Source organism: Mucilaginibacter pocheonensis, from assembly GCF_031456535.1.
Classification (GTDB): domain Bacteria; phylum Bacteroidota; class Bacteroidia; order Sphingobacteriales; family Sphingobacteriaceae; genus Mucilaginibacter; species Mucilaginibacter pocheonensis.
In genome coordinates, this window is record NZ_JAVDUU010000002.1 from 709,208 (window position 1) to 732,268 (window position 23,061).

Annotated in this window: 17 protein-coding genes and 1 tRNA gene; 2 read left to right on the plus strand and 16 right to left on the minus strand. The window is 42.0% G+C overall.

From position 1 onward, the window contains the following. Positions 1 to 38: 38 nt before the first annotated feature. The 5 genes from J2W55_RS10015 to J2W55_RS10035 all read right to left on the minus strand — a co-directional run bounded on the left by J2W55_RS10015 (position 39) and on the right by J2W55_RS10035 (position 10,077). Positions 39 to 2,411 (minus strand): ABC transporter permease, encoded by a 2,373-nt coding sequence (locus J2W55_RS10015; protein ID WP_310095077.1) that lies wholly within the window; start codon positions 2,409 to 2,411, stop codon positions 39 to 41. Between the two features lie 36 nt (positions 2,412 to 2,447). Continuing rightward, a complete protein-coding gene (locus J2W55_RS10020) occupies positions 2,448 to 4,808 on the minus strand; it encodes an ABC transporter permease (RefSeq protein WP_310095080.1) in 2,361 nt (786 codons plus the stop codon). A gap of 102 nt (positions 4,809 to 4,910) precedes the next feature. Then, positions 4,911 to 7,271: an ABC transporter permease gene (locus J2W55_RS10025; RefSeq protein ID WP_310095084.1), complete on the minus strand. Its 2,361-nt coding sequence runs from the start codon at positions 7,269 to 7,271 to the stop codon at positions 4,911 to 4,913. Between the two features lie 39 nt (positions 7,272 to 7,310). Beyond that, on the minus strand, positions 7,311 to 9,746 hold the full coding sequence (locus J2W55_RS10030; protein WP_310095087.1) for an ABC transporter permease: 2,436 nt from the start codon (positions 9,744 to 9,746) through the stop codon (positions 7,311 to 7,313). Next, on the minus strand, positions 9,703 to 10,077 hold the full coding sequence (locus J2W55_RS10035; protein WP_310095090.1) for a hypothetical protein: 375 nt from the start codon (positions 10,075 to 10,077) through the stop codon (positions 9,703 to 9,705). The genes J2W55_RS10030 and J2W55_RS10035 overlap by 44 nt, the downstream gene beginning before the upstream one ends. Positions 10,078 to 10,344: 267 nt before the next feature. Between J2W55_RS10035 and J2W55_RS10040 the strand changes: the two genes are divergently transcribed. Next, on the plus strand, positions 10,345 to 12,843 hold the full coding sequence (locus tag J2W55_RS10040; RefSeq protein ID WP_310095093.1) for a M1 family aminopeptidase: 2,499 nt from the start codon (positions 10,345 to 10,347) through the stop codon (positions 12,841 to 12,843). A 170-nt stretch (positions 12,844 to 13,013) separates the two neighbouring features. Here J2W55_RS10040 and pyrH read toward each other — a convergent pair whose 3' ends face one another. The 7 genes from pyrH to J2W55_RS10075 form a co-directional block, all read right to left on the minus strand. Next, complete coding sequence (gene pyrH, locus J2W55_RS10045; protein WP_310095096.1) at positions 13,014 to 13,718, minus strand: UMP kinase; 705 nt, start codon at positions 13,716 to 13,718, stop codon at positions 13,014 to 13,016. 179 nt (positions 13,719 to 13,897) lie between these two features. Then, positions 13,898 to 15,019 (minus strand): N-acetylglucosamine-6-phosphate deacetylase, encoded by a 1,122-nt coding sequence (nagA, locus tag J2W55_RS10050; RefSeq protein ID WP_310095099.1) that lies wholly within the window; start codon positions 15,017 to 15,019, stop codon positions 13,898 to 13,900. Positions 15,020 to 15,193: 174 nt separating this feature from the next. After that, a complete protein-coding gene (tsf, locus tag J2W55_RS10055; RefSeq protein ID WP_310095104.1) occupies positions 15,194 to 16,045 on the minus strand; it encodes a translation elongation factor Ts in 852 nt (283 codons plus the stop codon). A gap of 156 nt (positions 16,046 to 16,201) precedes the next feature. After that, positions 16,202 to 17,068, minus strand: coding sequence for a 30S ribosomal protein S2 (gene rpsB / locus J2W55_RS10060; RefSeq protein ID WP_310095107.1), 867 nt, complete (start codon positions 17,066 to 17,068; stop codon positions 16,202 to 16,204). 18 nt (positions 17,069 to 17,086) lie between these two features. Next, on the minus strand, positions 17,087 to 17,473 hold the full coding sequence (gene rpsI, locus J2W55_RS10065; protein WP_310095109.1) for a 30S ribosomal protein S9: 387 nt from the start codon (positions 17,471 to 17,473) through the stop codon (positions 17,087 to 17,089). Between the two features lie 25 nt (positions 17,474 to 17,498). Beyond that, the gene (rplM, locus tag J2W55_RS10070; RefSeq protein WP_310095112.1) at positions 17,499 to 17,936 is read right to left on the minus strand and encodes a 50S ribosomal protein L13; all 438 of its coding nucleotides are present in this window, start codon (positions 17,934 to 17,936) and stop codon (positions 17,499 to 17,501) included. Positions 17,937 to 18,102: 166 nt separating this feature from the next. Beyond that, positions 18,103 to 18,675: a hypothetical protein gene (locus J2W55_RS10075; protein ID WP_310095114.1), complete on the minus strand. Its 573-nt coding sequence runs from the start codon at positions 18,673 to 18,675 to the stop codon at positions 18,103 to 18,105. 226 nt (positions 18,676 to 18,901) lie between these two features. Between J2W55_RS10075 and J2W55_RS10080 the strand changes: the two genes are divergently transcribed. Beyond that, positions 18,902 to 20,185 (plus strand): BamA/TamA family outer membrane protein, encoded by a 1,284-nt coding sequence (locus J2W55_RS10080; RefSeq protein ID WP_310095117.1) that lies wholly within the window; start codon positions 18,902 to 18,904, stop codon positions 20,183 to 20,185. 278 nt (positions 20,186 to 20,463) lie between these two features. Here the strand turns inward: J2W55_RS10080 and J2W55_RS10085 are convergent, their stop codons facing one another. The 4 genes from J2W55_RS10085 to J2W55_RS10100 all read right to left on the minus strand — a co-directional run bounded on the left by J2W55_RS10085 (position 20,464) and on the right by J2W55_RS10100 (position 22,981). After that, a complete protein-coding gene (locus J2W55_RS10085; RefSeq protein ID WP_310095121.1) occupies positions 20,464 to 21,435 on the minus strand; it encodes a quinone oxidoreductase family protein in 972 nt (323 codons plus the stop codon). A 68-nt stretch (positions 21,436 to 21,503) separates the two neighbouring features. After that, a complete protein-coding gene (locus J2W55_RS10090; protein ID WP_310095124.1) occupies positions 21,504 to 22,088 on the minus strand; it encodes a Crp/Fnr family transcriptional regulator in 585 nt (194 codons plus the stop codon). A 234-nt stretch (positions 22,089 to 22,322) separates the two neighbouring features. Then, positions 22,323 to 22,787, minus strand: a complete 465-nt coding sequence (locus J2W55_RS10095; RefSeq protein ID WP_310095127.1) for a hypothetical protein — start codon at positions 22,785 to 22,787, stop codon at positions 22,323 to 22,325. 121 nt (positions 22,788 to 22,908) lie between these two features. Next, positions 22,909 to 22,981, minus strand: a tRNA-Met gene (locus tag J2W55_RS10100). Positions 22,982 to 23,061 lie beyond the last annotated feature (80 nt).

Genomic DNA, 23,061 nt, shown 5'->3' on the forward strand with positions numbered 1-23,061 from the left:
GAAAATACACTATATAGCTTTGAGCTTTAAGCCCTTGCTCACTCACTTCTTAAACTTTTTATCGGATTAACCAACGCTGCTTTAACTGCCTGAAAACTTACGGTTGCCATGGCTATCAATATGATGATACAGCCCGACAGGCCAAACATCCACCATTGCATAGGCGTACGGTAGGCAAAACCCTGCAGCCAATGCTGCATAACATACCATGACACCGGCAAAGCTATAAACAGGGCAATAACTACCAATATCAAAAATTCAGATGATAATAAAGTGAACAATGAACTTACGCTTGCACCCAATACTTTACGGATTCCTATTTCTTTAATGCGCTGCTCAGCTGTGAACATGGCCAGGCCCAACAGGCCCAGGCACGAAATAAATATGGCCAGGAAAGCGAACGCGTTTGAAAGCTTTGTTACTATCTGTTCGCTTTGATAAAGTTTCTGATACTCCTGATCAGAGAAATTATAGGCGAACGGAAATGCCGGGTTAATTTGCCTGCAAAGTTTTTCCAGGCTGGCCAGGGCCTGTTTAGTTTTTCCGGGCTGTGTTTTTACCATGATATTTCCATAGCTTTCCTGTTCCCTGAACCTGATCACCAGTGGCTGGATCTCATTATGTAAGGAATTGAAATGAAAATCTTTCAGCAGCCCAACAATCGTCCCTTTTTTGTTCCAGAAAGTGAGCGGTTTTCCAATAGGATCCGCGTATTTTATTCGCTTCAGAGCGGCTTCATTAATTATATAACCCACGGAGTCTGTAGGGAAGTCTTTTGAAAAATCGCGCCCGGCAAGCATCTTCATTTTCAGGGTCTTTACAAAATCGTAACCTACCGATATTTGGGTAAACTCAACATTCAAGTTTGGGTCCTTACCCTCCCAGTTTACGCCGCCGGTGGTACTTTGCATGTTAGTAGGCACACTACTTATGCGGCTTATTGATTGTATGCCCGGCATATGCAATGCTTCGTCTTTAAAGGTGCTGTATTTAGGTATCAATTCACCATTCATCGGCACATATATCAGATTTTCGCGATCGTAACCCAGGTTTTTTGACTGTACATAAGCCATTTGCCTTGAAACAATTATGGTGGCTGTTATCAGGATAACCGATAGCGAAAATTGAAATATCACCAAACCTTTGCGGAACAGGGTAGTGCCTGAATCTAATGTAATGGCTCCCTTGAGTACCTTAACCGGGTTAAATGACGACAAAAACAAAGCGGGATAACTGCCTGATATGAGGCCGGTAACTAAAGTGAGCCCCAATAACTTTATCCAGAACAGGGGTTGATTAAACGGGAGATCGATTTGCTTTTGAGTGATTTGATTAAACACAGGTAACAGCAGTATAAGCAGCACCAGTGAAACCACTACTGCCAGCGACGTAATCAGTAGCGATTCGCCTATAAATTGTTTAATCAAAACTGACCGTACCGCGCCTACTACCTTGCGTACGCCTATTTCGCGGGCACGCTTAACTGAGCGGGCTGTAGTAAGGTTCATGAAATTGATACAGGCTATCAGTAAAATAAAAATAGCCACAATAGTAAACATGTGTACATACTCTATACGGCCGCCCTCGGGCTTCCCGTTAACAAAATTGCCGTGCAGGTAGCTATCGGAAAAGAGTTGTAAACCCAGTTCTTCAGTGAAGGTGCCCTTCTTTTGATCCTTGTTTAAATTATCTAAAAAGTGCGTAATTTTTTTATCAACCTGTGCAGCGTTAGCATCGGCACGTAACATGATCACGGTGCTGGGGCCATTGTTTCCCCAATCTTTCGCCCAGCTATTCTCTTCCAGGTAGTTATACCAATTCATTACAAAATCGCCTTTGTGTGATGATGTTTTGGGGTCATTTTCAAACACTGCTGTTACTGTAAAATTCTTCTTATTTTCATAGCGTATAGTTTTACCAATAGCTTGCTGCGCGCTGCCAAAAAAAGCTATGGCCATTTTACGCGAGATAGCCAGGCTTACCGGCGAATTCAAAGCGGTTTTTGCGTTCCCCTGTAATAGGGGGATGCTTAACATTTTAAAATAATCGTCGCCGGCATCCGTACCTTCCATTTTCAATATCTTATCCCCAACCTGAAAAGTGTACTCATCGCCATAAAGCACATTTGCTGAGGCTTCGATCTCAGGGATCTGCTTTTTCAATTCATCAGCCAATACACCGGGTGTGGCATACTGCCCCATAATTTTATTGTCATAATACTGCCTTTCAATTACCCAATATAGGCGGTTGCCGTTTTTATGATACGCATCAGTACTTAGCTCATTTTGTACCCATAATAAGATAAGCAGGCTGCAGGCAAGGCCAACTGAAAGGCCTGCTATATTGATAAAAGTATGCGCCTTGTTCCTGATCAGGTTACGCCAGGTTATCTTTAAATAATTTTTTAACATGTTATAATGTTTTTATTGCTTTTACTTTCATCCTGCCTACTCACTCCTTAAACTTTTTACCGGGTTGGCCAGTGCTGCTTTTATTGCCTGGAAACTTACGGTTATTAACGTGATAGTTATAGCTCCTGTGCCGGCAAAGGCAAATATCCACCAGGAAATTGACGTTCTGTATTGATAACCCTGCAGCCAATGCTGCATAAAATAATAGGCCAGTGGAATGGCTATGAACAGGGATATAACAACCAATACTACAAATTCTGTAGAGAGCAGGCGCCACAGGTTGGCTACAGAAGCTCCCAGCACTTTTCGTACGCCAATCTCTTTAACACGCTGCTCCGCCACGAACGAGGCAAGACCAAACAAGCCAAGACACGAAATAAAAATGGCAAGCCCCGCGAATATAGAAGCCAGGCTGCCAACGCGTTGCTCGTCTGAGAATTTACGCGCATATTCATCATCATTAAATTTAAAATTAAACGGGCTGCCGGGATTATATTTTTTAAATACCGGTTCTATCTTCTTCAAAGCCTCTTGCATAGGCGTTGTTGATTTTACCCGTATGGTTATAAAGTTAACCCAGCCCGGTTCCATCATAAATATGGTGGCGACCGGTTTTTCGTAAGGCGACTCCATGATCATATCCTTCACTACCCCAGTAACAGTATGCGATTTGCCGTTCCATCGTAAAACCTTACCAACAGGATTCTTGATCCCCGTGAGTTTTACTGCCGATTCATTCATGATAAAAGCGTCGGTATCTGTGGGGAAATTTCTTGAAAAATCACGGCCTTGCACAACTTTCCAGCCTACTGTACGTCCAAAATCATAGGTAACGCCAATAGTACCAAATGTGGGGTCATAGCCCGCAGTTTTACCTTCCCAATCAAAGCCGCTGTTGTTTGACCATATCTGGTTTGTAGAACTATTTGCTTCGGCCATATCCTCAACTGCACCAGTCTTGATCAAATCATTGCGCATCGCCTCATAATGCCCGTAAATTTCGGGCGTATTCATTTCGATGGTAAGTAGTCCGGCACGCGAGTAACCGATAGGCCGGTTTTTGGCAAATTGGATCTGCCTGAAAACGATGATGGTACCAATAATGAGTATAATAGAAACCGTGAACTGAACTACAACCAGCACCTTGCGTGGCATTGATGCAAAACGCCCAACCCTGAAAGTTCCCTTCAACACTTTCACCGGCTCAAATGATGATAAATAAAATGCCGGATAGCTGCCCGCAATAATGCCCGTAAAAGTAGTAAAGCCCAAAGCCATAAGCCAAAACCAAATATTGCCAAACGGAACAGCTATCTGTTTATCGGCAATTTGGTTAAAATAAGGCAGCGCTATCAGCACAATGCACAATGTAACTATCAATGCCAGCACAGCAAACACCAGGGATTCGCTCAGGAACTGGTTAATCAGTTGCATACGCATAGAACCTATGGCTTTGCGGATGCCTACTTCCTTGGCTCGTTTCTCGCTTTGAGCAGTGCTTAAATTCATAAAGTTTATACAAGCCAGCAACAATACAAATACGCCAATAATGCCGAAAAGCCATACCATTTCGATCCGGCCGCCAACTGACCTGCCATTTTTAAAATCGCTGTACAGGTGCCATTTGCTCATGGGATGCACCTGTATGGTTTCTTCATTAATTTTAAACCGGGGCTTGGTAATATTCCTGATCCTGGCCGACACTTTATCAAAGTCGGCATGATCAGTCAACAGCGCATAAATGCGGCAACCATGATTATCCCAGGCACTGATTTGGGTGCCCCACCAGTTATCTTTATTAAAAAAAGGCAGCATAAACCTGGTTTCATAAAAAGAAGTATTATGTGGCAGGTCCTGGTAAACACCGGTAACTCTTAAATTAGTTTTATTATCAACCTTTACCATTTTATTAATGGGGTCGGCATTGCCAAACAGTGCGGTTGCTACCGATTGTGATATAATAAACGACGAAGGATCACGAAACCCGGTATAGCTGCCCTTCAGCATCTTAAGGGAAAGTATTTCCGGAAGATCCGGCTCTGCCCAGGCACCGGGTTGTGTTATCTTTTTGTCGCCAATGGCAAGGATATGCGTGCCCTGCCAAAATAGCGAAGTAAACTTAAAATCGCCGGCATATTTGGTACGCAGCTCTGCACTCAGCGGCACTACTGTTGATCCAAATGTCCCCGTTTCGCCATTGGCTGTTTGTGTAACCATAATCTGGCCCACCCGGTCGTAAGTTTTATGATATTTGTCAAAAGACAGCTCATCCCAGATCCATAATCCAATTAGCATGGCTACTGCCATCCCTACCGATAAACCAGCAACGTTAATAAAGGTATGCACCTTGTTTTTAACAATGTTGCGGAACGCTATTTTGATGTAGTTCTTAAACATTTTGCTCCTCCTAACCTCACAAGAGGTTTTTTAAAATTATCATTTTATCTGCCTTTTACTCACAAACCAATAAACCAAGGGCTGCCATTTGATACATATGCCCTACTCTGTTTTTAAACTTTTTACCGGGTTCATCAGCGCAGCTTTTATACTTTGATAGCTTACTGTGAGCAGGGTAATTAATACGGTGCCTGCACTGGTTAACGCAAATATCCACCAGGTTATGCCAGCATGATACGCGTAGTTTTGCAGCCACTGATGCATGATGTAATAAGCAACCGGAGTTGCTATCAATAATGAAATTACAACCAACCCCACAAAATCTTTTGACAGTAAACGCCATAGGTTAAATACCGATGCGCCTAATACTTTGCGCACGCCAATTTCTTTGATACGCTGCTCGGCCGTAAATGTAGCCATGCCAAATAAGCCCAGGCACGAAATGAAAATAGCCAGCGCGGCAAACACGGTAGCTAAATTGCCCATACGTTTCTCGTCTGAGAATTTTTTGGCGTATTCATCGTCGTTAAACTTATATTCGAAAGGGCTGCCGGGGTTGTATTTTTTGAATACAGGTTCAATTTTGCTTAATGCTGTTTGCATTGGCATTTTGGGGTTAACCCGAACAATGATACGGTTAACCCAATCGGGTTTCATTTGAAAAACGGTAGCGATTGTTTGTTTATAGGGCGATTCCATGATCATATCTTTGACCACGCCAGTAATTACATGGTTTTTGCCTAACCAATGCATCGTTTTCCCAACAGGGTTTTTGATGCCGGTAAGCTTTACAGCCGATTCATTCAAAATAAACGCCCCTGTATCCGCAGGAACGCTTCTTGAAAAATCGCGCCCGTCAACAATTTTCCAGCCAATGGTTTTACCAAAATCAGGAGAAACGAATATGTTCCCAAACATCGGGTCAAAACCAGGCGCCTTTCCTTCCCAGTTAAAACCGGTGTTGGTTATCCCAATCTGTGTGGTAGTAGTGCTTGCTTCTGCCATATCAAGTGCTGCGCCGCTTGCTATCAAATCATTTCTCATCGCCTCATAATGTCCATAAATTTGCGGGGTGTTCATTTCCACCGTAATTAGCCCTTCACGGGTATAACCTATGGGGCGGTTGCTGGCAAATTGTATTTGCCTGAATACGACGATGGTGCCGATAATTAAAACGATGGATACTGTAAACTGAACAACCACCAATGCCCTACGGGGAAGCGCGGCGAAACGTGTAGCTCTGAATGCCCCTTTTAAAACTTTTACAGGCTTAAATGCGGATAAATAAAATGCTGGATAACTGCCTGATACCAATCCGGTAAAAAAAATAAAACTTAATGTAAATAACCAAAACAATACGTTGCTCCAGGGAATGGTTACTTGTTTATCAGCTATTTGATTAAAATAAGGAAGCGCAAACCACACCAATGCGATGGTTAAAATAAAAGCTAAGAACACAACCAAGATTGATTCACCCAGAAACTGCTTAATGAGCTGACTGCGCAAAGAACCAATAGCTTTACGGATACCTACCTCTTTAGCCCTTTTCTCGCTGCGGGCTGTGCTTAAATTCATGAAATTTATGCAGGCCAGCAACAATACAAATATGCCTATGATACCAAACAACCATACGAACTGGATACGGCCTCCTGCTGATTTTCCATTTTGAAAATCACTGTACAAATGCCAATTCCGCATCGGAAAAACTTGTATCGTTTCATTAACATTCTTATTATAGGGTGCTGTAATATTCTTGATCTGATCCGATGCTTTGTTAAAATCCACATTAGGGTTGAGTTGTACATACAGCTGAACGCCATGATTGTCCCACCGGCCTGATTGTGTGATCCAAAAATTTGCGGAATTGTTCCATGGAAGCAAAAACATGGTTCCATTTAATGTAGTGTTACTCGGCAGGTCCTGGTAAACGCCGGTAACTTTCATATCCTTAATATTATCAAGGCGAACTACCTTGTTGATCGGGTCGGCATTGCCAAACAAAGCATTAGCGGTAGAAGCTGACAGGAGTAAAGAGGAAGGGTCTTTAAAAGTACTATAACTGCCTTTAATCATTGCCAGTGAAAGTATGGAGGGCAGACCGGGCTCAGCCCATATACCTTGCTGTGATAGTTTTGTTTCGCCTGCGGCGAGTATGTGTGTTCCGCCCGAAGTGAGGGCAGTAAGCTTAAAGCTATTGCCGTATTTTGTATGCAGCTCATTATTAAGCGGTACAACTGTTGATCCAAAGGTGACGGTTTGATTATTAGCAGTTTGCGTAGTCATGATTTGCCCTATGCTTTCATAGTTCCGATGATATTTATCGTATGACAACTCGTCCCAAATCCAAAGGCCAATCAGCATGGCAACAGCCATGCCGACAGATAGACCGGCAATATTTATAAATGAATGCGTCTTGTTTCTTACAAGGTTTCGCCACCCGATTTTTAAATAGTTTTTAATCATGATTGAAAACTCTAACCTTTAAATTGTCATTGTAATGCCCTACTCTGTTTTTAAACTTTTTACCGGGTTCATCAGCGCGGCTTTTATGCTTTGATAACTTACCGTGGCCAGCGCTATCAAAATGGCTGTCACGCCGGCAAGGGCAAACATCCACCAGCTTAACTGTACCCGGTATGTAAAATCCTGCAGCCATTTGGTCATGGCGTAGTGAGCTATGGGTATTGCTATCACAATAGCTATAAACACCAGCTTTACAAAATTCATTGATAGCATGGCGGTTATGTTACCTATGGTAGCACCCAGCACCTTGCGAATGCCTATCTCTTTGCTGCGTTGTTCCGCCATAAAGGCCGCTAAAGCAAACAGGCCAAGGCAGGCTATGATGATGGCCAACACCGCGAAGCTGGTAAATATGCGCCCCATTCGCTGCACATCGGCATACATGCTGGCAAAGCGTTCGTCCATAAAAGTGTAACGGATGGGTTGGTTTGGTGCAAACTGTTTCCAGGTTGCGGTGATTTGCGCAAGAGCCGTTTTTACATCAGTAGCTTTTATTTTTACTGATACTATTGATTCGCTGGCGCTCAAATGAAGCACCATCGGCTCTATTCCATCACGCATGGACTCAAAATTAAAATCCTGTACAACGCCAATGATGGTTCTTCCCGGACCATAATTAACAATGCGTTTGCCTATCGGCTTTTTAAGTCCCAGCTTTTGGGCCATGGTTTGGTTAATGATCACCGCCTGAGAATCGGTTTTCATATCAGGGTTAAAGTTGCGGCCTGCAACGAGTTTAATACCTAAAGTTTGCAGGTAATCATGATCAATATCCCAAAACTGACCGCCAACACCGGCCTCTACTTTTTCCTTGCCTTCGTTATGAAATTCATTGCCGTTACGCTTGGTACCTGTAACCGGCAAAAAATCGCTGATAGAAGCGCTTTTAACCGTGGGTAGTTTTATTAATTCATTTTTAAATATTTTTACCTGGTTATCAAGTGTATTGGTACCCTGTATCATCACTACCTGGTCTTTTTCAAAACCTACCTTTTTATTGAGGATGAACTGCATTTGGTTATAAATAACCACGGTGCTGATAATCAGGATAATGGAAGTTGTAAACTGAAAAACAACCAACGCATTCCTGAGCACCGAACTTTTGCTGCCCGCGCTTAGTTTGCCTTTCAACACCTCAGCAGGTTTAAAGCCTGACAGGTAAAACGCCGGGTAAATGCCCGCAGCGATGCCAATCAGAAAGGCTGACGCCAATACTGCCGGCACCAGCCACCACTGTGCCCACGGCATACTGAGCGATTTGGATGCCAGTGTATTAAAGTATGGCAGCAGGATCCAGGCTAATATCAGCCCCAGCACAAATGAGAAAAAGCTATATAATAATGATTCGGCTAAAAACTGTTGGATCAAGCTGCTGCGCTGTGAGCCAACTACTTTGCGCAAACCCACTTCTTTGGCCCGGTTGGCCGATTTGGCGGTAGAAAGGTTGATAAAATTGATGCAGGCAATCACCAAAATAAAACCGGCCACTGCACCAAACAGCCAAATAAACCGTATATCCCCGTGTGACATACCATCATGAATGTCATAAGACCGCAAATTAATGTCCTGTATATTTTGGACTTTCATCTTAAATATATCCATTACCCGGCTTGCCCGCTTATCGCCGTTACGGATCATGTTGGGCTCATAATAGGTTTTCAGAATGTTAGCGGAAACCTTTTTTTCAAACTGCTGTATGTTTGTACCTGGTTTCAACGCCATGTAAATGTGGTAGTTGTTGGCATCCCAGGTGGTCTGTTCACCGTTCCAGAACTCAACCCCGGCAAGTGTAATCAAAAACTTAAAATCGCGCAGGTGCGAATTATGGGGCATGTCCTGCATCACAGCCGCTATTTTAAAAGGCTTGGTTTTGTTATTGTTCAGGAACATCACCTTACCTACCGGATTTTGGCCGGGGAAATATTTATCTGCCTTGCTTTTTGCAATCACCATGCTTAACGGTTCGCTGAGCGCATGTTTGGCATCGCCATAAACCATCGGTACATTCAATATATCTATAAACCCCTGGTCGGCATAGGCAAAGCCATCTTCGTGGGTATTATCGGCCTGGTCGGCGCGTTTGAGCTCGTTACTTCCCGCCCCCCAAAATAACGAGTTAGGCATTAAACGCCCCGATTTCTCCACCTCCGGAAAGTCCTGTTTGATCACTTTCCCCATAACCGACGGCCAGTCAACACCTTTTTCATGCACGCCACCATCATGGAAATCGCCGATTAAGCGGTAAATGTTATCAGCGTTGGGATAATTTTTGTCAAAACTCAACTCATCACGTATATACAGGGCAATTAACAGGCAGGCGGCAATGCTAAAAGCGAACCCTCCAATTTTAATAGCCGCATACATTTTTTGTTTACGCAGTTGCCTTACTGCAATTTTTAAATAATTTTTGATCATCCCGGTTTTTTTTTAAAAAATGAGTACCTGGCTTAGTTTCTTTATTTTCGGTATAAGGATTAGCATTAGTCCTGTTTTGCTGCTCTATATGGTTGCCATTAGTCGCTTCGGCAGTTTTTATGCGATCCTGTATTTTATTGAAAAGGGAATGGCTGTTACTTTCAACCTTTGCCTTCTCATCATTGTCCCACCAGTTAAACATGAGCTCAAGGATCCTATTTAATTCTGGGTCTTCCTGCATCAGGGTGTTTAGTTCGCGCAATTCTTCTTCCGAAGCATCATTAGCTAATTTTTTTGCCACCAGATTCCAAACATAATCTGCTGTGTTCATATTTCATTCTATAGGCTTGCCTTATAATTAGTGGATATTTACCCCATTAACCGAATAAAACATGTGCCATCGGTTTAATTATTTGATTGTCAATTAATTATATATTTTAAATTATTGCTACTGTACGAAAGCGAACAGCTGGTGTCCGCTTTTATACTGTTTCCTAACAATAATTAACATCATGAGTAACGTATGGTCCTGTTAAGGCGTCATAAGAAGTTTAAAGCCAAACTTTTTAGTTTGGAGGCAAAATATTAATATTGCTATATGACTGATCTCAAACCATTTTCAACACTGCTGTTATCATGCATGTTAACAGCGGCCTTTACCTCTTCCTATGCACAGGAGGCATCTCAGCCGGAGAACCCGGCGCTAAAAATTTACCGGGCTACGCCAACCAAGGTGAACGATCTTATCCACACTAAACTTGACGTTCGTTTTGATTACAAAAAACGTTACCTGTACGGTAAAGAATGGGTTACTTTAAAACCCCATTTTTATCCAACCGACAGCCTAAGGCTTGATGCTAAGGGAATGGACCTCAAAAATATATCGGTAGTTAAAAACGGAAAAAACATACCGTTAAAATTCAACTATCAGGATAGTTTGTCAGTGGCAATACACCTTGATAAGGTATATCATAACAATGAAAGCTACACCATTTACATTGATTACACTGCCAAACCCAACGAGTTAAAACAAAAAGGCAGCGCGGCTATAAACGATGCCAAAGGCTTATATTTTATAAATCCTGACGGCACTGAAAAGGATAAACCAACCCAAATATGGACGCAGGGCGAAACGGAAAGCTCATCGGCATGGTTCCCTACCATTGATAAACCAAGCCAAAAAACTACCGAAGAGATCAGCATGACCGTTCCTGCAAAATATGTTACTTTATCAAACGGAAGGCTGGCTTCGCAAAAAACCAATACCGATGGTACTCGCACCGATACCTGGAAAATGGAGCTGCCACACTCGCCATACCTGTTTATGATGGCCGTTGGCGATTTTAAAATTTACAAAGATAAATGGCGCAATAAAGAGGTGAACTACTACCTGGAGCCTAAATATGCACCCTACGCCAAAGAAATATTCGGTTTTACGCCAGAGGTGATCGAATTTTACTCCAAAACATTAAGGGTTGATTATCCCTGGAATAAATATTCGCAAATTGTGGCACGTGATTATGTGAGCGGCGCTATGGAAAACACCTCTGCTACCCTTCACGGCGAGTATGTACAGGGTACCCATCGCGAGTTGATAGATGCGTATTTTAACAACGGCCGCAGCACTATTGTGCATGAGTTGTTTCACCAATGGTTTGGGGATTATGTAACTGCAGAAAGCTGGAGTAACCTTACCGTGAATGAATCGTTCGCTAATTTTAGCGAAGTCCTTTGGGCCGAACATAAATATGGTAAAGATGTAGGTGATGAGCATAACCATGATGATATGCTGGCTTATTTAAGAAATCCGGATGCTAAAACTAAAGACCTGGTGCGTTTCCATTATGCAGATAAAGAAGATGTTTTTGATGTAGTTACCTACCAAAAAGGCGGCCGTATTTTAAACATGCTGCGTAATTATTTAGGGGATGCGGCCTTTTTTAAAGGGTTAAATATTTACCTGAAAACAAATGCCTTTAAAAATGGCGAGGCACAGCAATTACGTCTGGCTTTTGAAGACGCCAGCGGGCTTGATCTTAACTGGTATTTTAATCAGTGGTATTATGGTGCCGGTCACCCGGTATTAAACATCAGTTACAAATGGGATGACGCTGCCAAAACACAAACCGTTTACCTGCAGCAAAGCCAGGATGGGCAAACCTTTAAATTGCCTATGGCTATTGATATCTATTCGGGAGGAAAAAAAGAGCGTCATAAAGTTTGGATGAATGACAAGGCAGATACCTTAACCTTTCATTTAGCAACCAAGCCTGACCTGGTAAATGTTGATGGCGATAAAATACTGCTGGCGAAAAAGACAGACAATAAAACAATTGACGAATTTTCGTTTCAGTATTTTAATGCTCCATTGTACATGGATAGGTATGAGGCCATTGAAGCGGCTGCGGCTAATCAAAAAGAAAAGCCTAATCAAAAAATAATCATAGCTGCTTTAAAAGATAAATACTATGGCCTCCGTATTAAGGCCATTAAAGCATTGAATCTTACTAATGATGATATACGCAATGCCGCCCAACCTGTATTGACCTCGCTTGCAAAAACTGACGATAATACACTGGCACGTGCAGCCGCGATCACGGCCTTAGGCAAGCTCAAAGCTGCTGGTAATTTAACCTTGTTCAAGGAGTCGCTCAACAGCGAATCATACGCGGTACAGGGAGCCGCATTAACAGCCATCAGTCTTTTGGAACCTGCTCAGGCACTGCCATTGGCTAAGGGCTTTGAAAAAGACAATAAAGGGGCATTAACCGCGGCCATATTTAATGTGTATGCTGCCAACGGTGGCTCAGCCGAATGGCCGTATATATATAATACCTTTAAGAGCAGCACTATTCAGAACAAGTTTAACAGCGTTCAAAAATTTGCTGATTTTACCGGACGCGTTGAAAAACCTGAATATGCGCAACAAGGCATTGAAGAATTGAAAGCATTTGGCATAAAATACAAAATGTATGGTGCCGCTCAGTTTGCGGGCGGTGTACTGCAGGGTATAAAAACACAGCGTACACAAATGAATGATACTGCATCTGCCACCGCCGCCGATGAAGCTATAAAACAACTTGCTGACACCAAATAAATAGCATTTGGCTTAAAAAACAAAAGGCCTTCATTTAATGAAGGCCTTTTGTTTTTATAAATGAGTCATGCTGAACTTGTTTCAGCGCCGCATAGGCAATTAATCGTCACACAAAGTGCTTGGCTTGTGGATCCGAAATAAATTCGGGATGACGAGACGATTAATAATAATTAATGTACGAGGGTACCAATTGGTTCGCCCTGGGCAATCTTCATAAAATTGCCTGATTGGTTCATGTCAAACACGATGATCGGTAATTTATTTTCGCGGCAAAGGGTTATTGCGGTCATATCCATTACATTTAACCCTTTATCATATACCTCCTGGAATGAAATTTCGTCATAACGGGTTGCAGAAAGATCTTTTTCAGGATCAGCGGTGTATATGCCATCAACTCGGGTACCTTTTAATACTACGTCGGCTTTAATTTCAATGGCACGTAAAGAAGCTGCCGTATCAGTGGTGAAATAAGGGTTACCGGTACCTGCGCCAAATATAACGATCTTGCCAACCTCTAAATGATGCATAGCGCGGCGGCGAATGTAAGGTTCACAGATCTGCTCCATTTTTATTGCCGATTGCAGGCGTGTTTCAACTCCGATACTTTCCAACGCGTTTTGCAGGGCCATACAGTTAATTACCGTAGCCAGCATCCCCATATAGTCGGCCTGGGCACGTTCCATACCGGATTTCTCGGCACTTAATCCTCTGAAAATATTACCGCCACCAACAACGATCGCTATTTCTATACCTGCATCATATACATTTTTAATATCATGAGCATATTGCAAAACCTGATTATTATCAATCCCATACTGCCTGCTGCCCATTAACGATTCGCCCGAAAGTTTTAGTAAGATTCTTTTGTACTTCATCTGGTGTGGTTTGTTTTTTTCGCTTAATTATTTGTTTTTCAATTGCGCTTATGGATATTTTGCGCATTTTTTAATAGAAATAGACTGAACTCGCTTGCGTATATATCATAATTTGATAAAGCTTTGTTCATATAGAAGTAGTTTACCAAAAATATGTAATAAAACCCAGTGTTAAAATTTTATGTTGCGTTTGTTAAAAAATCGCCTTTTAAAATAGTACCTGTTACTTCAAACCCGGAATTAAAAATAACCAGGTCGGCATCAAAACTTTTTTCAATTTTTCCTTTTTTGGTTTGTCCTGCTAATTGCGCCGGGTATAGTGAAGCCATGTTTACCGCTTCGGCCAAATCAATGCCTGCCCTTTTTACGCAATTTTCAACAGCCTTGAGCATAGTTAAACATGAACCAGACAGCGTACCGTCGGGCATGGTATACCTGTCGCCTCTCAGTTCATGCTGATATTCGCCCTCCCTGGTCGAGGTAACCGCGTCGGTGATTAAATAAAGCTTGTCTCCAAGTTCGCGTTTGGCAAGGCGTATCATAGCAAAATCAACATGGATACCATCTGCCACGATACTGGTGTAAGGTCGTTCTTCAAAAATAGCAGGGATATAGCCAGGCTCGCGGTGATGCATTTGCGGCATAGCATTATATAAATGTGTTACCGCCTGTATAGGTTTGTTTAAAAATGCCTTTCCCTCGGCGTAAGTGGCATTACTGTGCCCAGACGATATGATAATTCCTTCGTTGTACAAGTAATCTATCACTTCCTGATCCTGCAGTTCGGGGGCTATGGTTATCATTTTTATCACGCCATCGGCCTTTTCAACCCATCCTTTAACTTCGGCCAGGGTAGCTTTCTTTATAAACTTTGCCGGGTGTGCCCCGCGTTTGGCCGGGTTTAAATATGGCCCTTCCAGGTGCAGGCCCCAAAAGGCTCCCCTACTTTTTTCACGATATATTTTAGCGACTTCTATCCCGGTTTCTACAATATCATTGGTGTTGGTGCCGATAGTAGCAAATACGCCAATGGTGCCCTGGTTAAGCAGATCGTTTTCCAGTTGTTCAAGCGCTTCAACGGTTGGCTTACCGGCAAATAGTTGGCCTCCGCTACCGTAAATCTGCAAATCAATAAAGCCCGGGGCAAGGTATGCACCCTTAAGGTCGGTCTTTTCGGCATCCGCTGGAATAGCCGTATCATCAATAACATCAATGATCACACCGGCTGATAGCAGAACGGCTTTGCCTTCGGTGATACTGCCACCAGATATGAGTTTGAGATTATGAAGCGCTGTTGTCATAGTATAAATATTTAATCAACATGTCATTGCGAGCGAAGCGTGGCAATCTCATAGATAAGTAGCAACCATGCTCATTCATTCTGTACAGCATAAAGATTGCTTCGTGCCTCGCAAGGACGCGGGCTTTTATCGCAAAAAAAATCCCCCTCGTTTTAAAACGAGGGGGATTAAATATTAAGCTCCTAAAGCTACTCGTTTAAAGGCGGTTACTGTTAACCCCTTTTCAACAGTGCTCAGGAACTGAGCAACGCTTTTTGAAGGATCTTTTACAAACTCCTGGTTTAACAGGGTTGAATCTTTATAAAATTTGTTCAGCTTGCCTAAAGATATTTTTTCAACCATTTCTTCTGGTTTGCCTTCGGCACGGATCTGATCTTTTGCAATTTCAAGCTCGCGCTCAACAGTTGTTGCGTCAACACCATCTTTATCAATAGCAACAGGGTTCATGGCGGCAATTTGCATTGCTACATCTTTACCAGCTTCGTCTGCACCGGCTGCATTAGCGCTCAGTGCAACTAATACACCTAAACGGAAGTTACCATGTACATATGCGATAACTTTTTCGCCTTCAACAACTTCATATTTAGATACACCGATCTTTTCGCCGATCTTACCTGTTTTGTCAATAACAGCCTCGCCAATAGTGGTGCGGGTGTTATCAGTATCAATTGAAAGAGCGTAAAGTTCTTCAATAGTAGCAGGTTTGTTTTCAACGGCTTCGTTAGCAATAGCGTTAGCAAAAGCGATAAACTCAGCATTTTTAGCAACGAAGTCAGTTTCGCAGTTTAACTCGATAACCACACCGCGTTTTCCATCAGCTGATGTACGAGAGATAACCACACCTTCGTTTGATTCCCTGTCCTGACGGCTTGCTGCAACTTTAGCACCTTTTTTTCTTAAAAAATCGATAGCTGCTTCAAAATCACCGTTAGTTTCGGTTAATGCTTTTTTGCAATCCATCATACCGGCACCAGTTTGCTGGCGCAGTTTGTTTACGTCGGCTGCAGATATTTGTACTGTAGACATGTTTTTTGAGTTTTAAATTTTGTGTTATGAGTTGTAAGCTTTGAGCAAAATTAATGTGCTGCTGTAACCTGCAACTATTTTTAATATTAAAACTATGGGCTGTAAATTGTAATTACAAGAAAACTTATAACTCACAACTTACAACCCACAATTTAATTACTCTTCTGTTTCGGCTGCAGGAGCTTCGGCATCAGTGTCGGCTACAACATCTGCTACTTCGGCTGCTTTGCGGGTTCTTTTACCACCTTCGTTAGGGGTTCTGTCTGCCACTTCAGGAGCATCAGCTTTAGCTTTTGCCTGAGCTGCCTCTTTTTCTGCTTCGTCTTCTTTTTCGCGCTTGCGCTCATCTAAACCTTCTTCAATCGCTTTGATGATAATGCTGGTGATCAATGAAATTGATTTGGTAGCATCGTCATTTGCAGGGATAGGGAAGTCGATGTTTGAAGGGTCAGAGTTGGTATCAACCATAGCAAATGTAGGGATGTTCAACTTTAACGCCTCTGAAACCGCGATATGTTCTTTCTTTACGTCGATCAGGAATAATGCTGCTGGTAAACGGTTCAAATCAGATATACCACCTAACAGGGTTTCTAATTTGATGCGTTCGCGCTGTATCATCAGTCTTTCTTTTTTTGAAAGGTTGCTGTAAGTACCGTCTTTAGTCAGTTTATCGATGTTTGACATCTTTTTGATTGACTTGCGTACGGTTGCAAAGTTAGTTAACATACCACCCAACCAACGCTCGGTGATGTACGGCATGTTCACTGTTTTTGCATAATCAGCAACAATATCTTTCGCTTGTTTCTTTGTAGCTACGAATAATACCTTGCGGCCTGATTTTACAATTTGTTTGATAGCTGCAGCAGCTTCTTCAACCTTAGTTAAGGTTTTATTTAAATCAATAATGTGGATACCGTTGCGTTCCATGAAAATGTACTGTGACATTTTCGGATCCCATTTGCGGGTAAGGTGACCAAAGTGTACACCTGCATCCAGTAAATCCTGATATGTTGTTCTTGCCATTTTGTTGTCCTCCTTTGATTAACGTTTACTGAATTGGAATCTCTTACGTGCTTTCTTGCGTCCTGGTTTTTTACGCTCAACCATACGGTCATCACGTGTCATTATACCTTTAGCGCGTAGTGAAGGTTTCTTTTCAGGATCAAGTTCAACAATGGCTTTCGCAATAGCTAAACGAACGGCTTCTGCCTGTCCTTTTACACCACCACCTGCAACATTTACTTTAACATCAAATTTTCCGGCCGAACCAGAAACCTCAGTACTTTGAGTAACGATGTATTGTAATGGCAATGTTGGGAAGTATTCTTTGTAATCTTTTCCGTTTACGACGATCGCTCCATTACCCTCGGTAAGATAGATGCGTGCAACGGCTGTTTTTCTTCTGCCTGAAGTGTTAGTTGTTGGCATTTCTTTTCTCCTTTAAAATAAAAAGTTAAATGGTTGTTGGGTTTTGTGCTGCATGAGGATGCTCAGTACCTGCATAAACATACAGGTTACCAAATAATGCTTTGCCCAAACGACTTTTAGGTAACATACCACGAACCGCTTTTTCAATGATGCGTTCAGGATGTTTTGCCATTAACTCCTTAGGAGAAATGAAACGCTGACCACCTGGATAACCAGTGTACCTAACATAGGTTTTGTCACTGAATTTGTTTCCGGTCAACTTTACCTTGTCTGCGTTGATAACTATTACATTATCACCACAGTCTACGTTCGGGGTGAAATCTGGCTTGGTTTTACCACGAATGATCATTGCGATCTTAGTGGACAAGCGCCCCAAAATCTCGCCTTGTGCGTCAACAACAACCCATTGTTTGTTAACGGTTTTTTTGTTGGCTGAGACAGTTTTGTAACTTAACGTATTCACTTGCTTTTAATTAAATTGTTTAAACGTTTATTATACCCCGCATTTTCGGGACTGCAAAGATACGCTTATTTACTTTATTAACAAATGGTTTTTAAGTTTTTATTAAGGGAATAGGGATGGAGGACAGCAGATACATTACCAACCAGGAGAATGCCGCATAAACAGGTCATCTTAAAGCAGCTATCAATTTTAATATCTCTTTTATATCAGGCTTTTTCAGGCCCAATACTATATCTTCATAAACGGGATAAAATATTTTGTCGCCAATGTGATATTCCATTAAACCCTCATGCTGTTCAGTCATATAAATTAGTGGCTTTTTGCTCGTTGGCTGAATAATGAACGTGTGAAATGTAAAATTAGAAGGTTTTAGATTTACCTTCTCTCCAAGCTTAGTCATACTTCTGTTTGTAACAGAATCCCACAGAATTATTGTATCCTGATAAATAGTATCAGATGGTACGATTGACTTTACCTCATAAATGGTGAGTTTAGCAACTGAAGCGCTTGTCCATTTTAAAATACTGTGTTTGCCCGATATTCGCTTGTCAAATTTAAATTTTGATAAATTCAAGTTAGCGTATAACTCAAATTGACTTAGTTTGGATCTATCTACATATCGACCATGTCGTTCCTGCAATATTATACCGTCTTTTTTTAAATCAGCTTTTAAATCAAACTGATCCTTTTCATAGCCAATAAAAAGCAAGATGTTGATTATAAAAAAAGTAATATGCATAACCGGTTAAAAACTATTGCGTTATTATTTTATTAAACATACTCATTTAAATTCTACGGTACAATTACTTCAGTTTTGGTGATTTACAATGTTGTCCGTGGCCATGTTGTCTACTCCTATAGAATTATAATGTCTATTCAATAAAAAAAATTACTTTTTTATGACTTTTCCTTCTTATCCTTAAATGATACTATTATATTAGCATTAACTAATAAAGTAAACCTAATTGATCATTCTCATTTGCAGAAGCGCGCTTATTTGTTTGGTGCTGTTAAGTGCCGGCAGGTTGTTTGCCCAAACCCGGATATACACCGCCGACTCCTTAGGATCGCAAAGGGATGCTAATGGCATTTTAAGCGCCTTTTTCAGCGGCAAAAATTCAGTTGCCGCTCCGGTTGATATGACCAAAGAAGGCAGCTGGTCAGTGTTACCATCCGCTGCATATAATCCAAGTGTCGGCTTTGCTGTTGGAGCAATTTCATCAGGAGGCAAATATTTTGGTGATCCAGTCAATACAACACTGTCTGTGATCAATGCAGGGTTTTACATTTCAACCAACCGGCTTTCGACATTTGAGTTTAAGCATAATGCCTTTTCATCGGAAAACAAATGGAACCTCCAGGGCACTTTGCAAATTGGAAAAACCATAGCAAAGGACAACGGGCTGGGTACCGGGCGCAGGAGTGTTGGCGATGGCGAACTTCGTATGAATGATGAGCATTTCCCCAACAACCCCAATGAATATCCCCTCAGATATGTTTATATTAAAGTAAATGAGCGCATTTACCGCAAGCTTGCTAATTATTTTTACGCCGGCGCAGGCCTTAGTTTTAATTTTTATACCGGTATTGACGATGGTCGTAAGGAAGTGCCAATAACAGCTACTCACAATTTTAGGTATAGCGTTAAAAATGGGTATTCGCCTAATGCTTATCAGGCCAATGGTATTTTATTGAATTTCCAATTCAATAACCGCGATCAACCAAACCGCCCGTTCAGGGGTATTTATGCTGATGTTGTATTAAGGGCAAACCAAAGCTGGCTGGGCAGCACGCGTAATGCATGGCAAATTAAAACAGAATTCAGAAAGTACTGGAGCCTATCAGCATCTAACCCTGAAAATGTTTTTGCTTTTTGGCACTGGGCCAATTACCTGCTTAACGGATCATTGCCTTACCTTGAACTGCCCGGTACCGGCAGCGATGCTTATGGCCGCATAGGCCGGGCATTTGTTATTGGCCGTTTTAAAGGATTGTCATTTGTATACAACGAAGCAGAATACCGTTTTCCGCTCACCTCAAACAAGTTATTAAGTGGTGTTACTTTTGTAAATATCGAATCGGCCAATAACCAGCGCGATATCAAGCTGTTCAGGTATTGGGAACCCGGAGCAGGAGTGGGATTAAGGCTGTTATTCAATAAATATACGCGCTCAAACCTCTGTATTGACTACGGACGGGGCAGTTATGGTTCGAGCGGCTTCTTTTTAGGACTTAATGAGGTGTTTTAACAGTCTGCAACTCGACTGGATCGGCCATGCCGCGCCGCGGCACAGCCCACGTCGGTAAATCGGTTCCCGCATTGTCGGTAACCCGACCATTGACCACCGCAGTTTGTGCGAAACAGCAGGGACAGCAACAGGATAGTTTTTTTATGGAAAGAATAGTTGCGCCAAGATACTCGCATGATATTATTTGCCACTGTAAAAATGCGGTTTCTTACATATATTCAACGTTCGCCGGCCAGCAGGGGACCGGCGAAGAGGATCAGCGTAATCTTCAAAATATATTATATAATTACCACCGGGCGTTTACCGTCATTTACTTCCAGATCCCATAGTTTGCTAATATTTTCAATAGGCACTTGCACGGTATCAACCACTAACCTACCCTCGGCAGCCAGCCGGAACATTTCGGGCAATATGGATTTGAAAAGCTCGGCTATTTGCGGTTTGCTCCATGAACCCAGCCCCGATCCGGTTAGCTGAATATCGGTACTGCGCAGGATAGCTGATGAAATGTTAATAAGGTCGCCTGCCATACTGCCAACAGAAACGTATCGAGTGGGATTGGTAAAGCTGCCGTTTCCTTTCAGCGCTTCCAATATCAATTCGGCGGGGTGTCCCCACAGGTAATCTATTATTACATTGATGTGGGTAGTGGCGTGAATGTGTTGAATTTTTGTTTTGAATTGCTCGTCTTCCAGTAAAACCGAAATGGCTTCGTCGGCACCCAGGTCAAGCAGGTCTATCAACGATTGCTGGTTTCTACCCGTTACGATCACTTTACCGGCTCCGTAATGTTTCGCGATTTGAACGGCCACTCTTCCGGTAAAGCCCGTTGCCCCGTTAATGAGCACTACATCACCTGGTTTTATATCCGCTTTAAATTTAAGACCCATTGCCGCACCGAATACGGAGTTGGGTAATGCGGCAGCTGTGGCATCATCCACGCCATCAGGCACCTCTACAAAACGGCCTTTTTCAACAATTGCCCGTTCAGCCAGCATGCCGCTTGTCCCAATGGCATAAACGCGGGTTCCGTTTTCCAGCAAACAAACGCCGTCGCCCCCAATAATCTTGCCGCCTTCTTTAGGGCCGGTGCTGCTGTAATGCGTTCCACTGGCCTGGCCTTTATCAAAGTGTTTAATGGCAACCGCTTTAACACTTACCAGTATCTCATTTTCATTTTTTGGTTCGGGCACTGGGTATTCCACATACTGTGGCAATTCGCCCTTTTGATAAATCACTGCTGCTTTCATATTTTAAATTTTTATAAAGCAAAGTTGCAGCAACCCGAATACCGGGGCAATAACATATGTTATCAAGTTCAGAAATGTGCGTTCCCCTTGGCCAGTTTGTGTTTAATGCGGCTAAGATGGACACTGCTTACACCCAAATAAGAAGCGATATAATGCTGGCTAACCCGCTGAATAATATGAGGCCGCTCTTCCAAAAGGCGCTGATAACGCTGCTCGGGAGTATCTCTGATAAAAGAAATAAATTCGCCCGAGTAATGTGTTAACCGCTTTGCAGTTATCTTCATAAACATCATCAAAAAATCCGGTTCATGGGTTAATTCGTCAAGCAGCTGCAATACATGTTTTTTGGAAAGCATGTAAACAACTGATGGTTCTACCGTTTCAATGGTAAAAGGGCTGGGTGAGTTATTAATGAAACTGTCAAGGGAACTCAAGCCTTCTTCCTCAAAAAAGAATTGGACGGTCTTTTCTTCCCCGTTGTTGTTGAAGTAGGTGCGAAGACACCCTTTCTCCACGTAAATCGCGTGTTGTGAATTCACGCCTTCATCCAGCAGTTTGGTTTTAGCCGGAACATCCAACCGTTTTTGAAGTGGCAGGTAACGCTGCCAATAGGTATTCAATTGCGGGAATTGTTTTTGGAATTGAAAGATCATACGGCTACAGGATTATGAAATGCTAAATTCTGCTTTTAACCGACATAATCAAAAAGATCTTTGTCGCCTTTTAATATATCAGTAATATATTTTACCCGGTTATACCGATCCCAAACATTATTTCCAACAAAAAAGCCTCTCAGATTTCTCTAAGAGGCTTTCGATTTGATGAGGTAGCGGGAGCAGGACTAAAATCGAACCGTTTATTTCAAGAACTAAAAGGCTTGTTAAATTTCAACCAACAAAATCGAAATTGTCTTCCCTAATAATTTTTATAGGGATGGAATCCTTTAATTTTTTAAAAACACTGTTACTGTTAATAGCATTAACCCACTCTGACTTTTCAGAAAAAAAATCAGACTTTTTGTAAAAGGATTCTGAATATGCCATTTTATCAAATTCTAACTCAACCCATACTTGATATTCGTCTTCACTGGTAAATAACTTAATCCGTCTTTCTATAATTATCCTTGAATATTCTTCCGGGATGTTTCTTTGAGGATTAATACTGATAATTAGTTCATCCCAGCCACTCCCCGAGCCAAATTCAAATTCCTCTTCGTGAAGGTTTTCAACAGCCTCAATAGGAAACATATCGATTAAAAATGCTTGTAGAAAGTCTGACGTTTTGGTTGAGGATTTGCCTTGTATTATTACGCGCAAGTTATCGTCTATTTTTCTGAATGTATTCCGGGTCATATTAAGAGTGCTGCTGATTATCTATTCAAGAAAACATAATTTCACATCTTCGATATTTAAAACTACATAATAATAAACAAAAAAGCCTCAAATCTTTCGATTCAAGGCTTTTTACTTGAGGTAGCGGGAGCAGGACTCGAACCTACGACCTTCGGGTTATGAGCCCGACGAGCTACCAACTGCTCCATCCCGCACTGTTATTCTTATATGTTGCATTCCGTCATAACTTCGGAAAGTTCCTTCCAATTGTCAAAATGCAATTTGCACTCCGTTT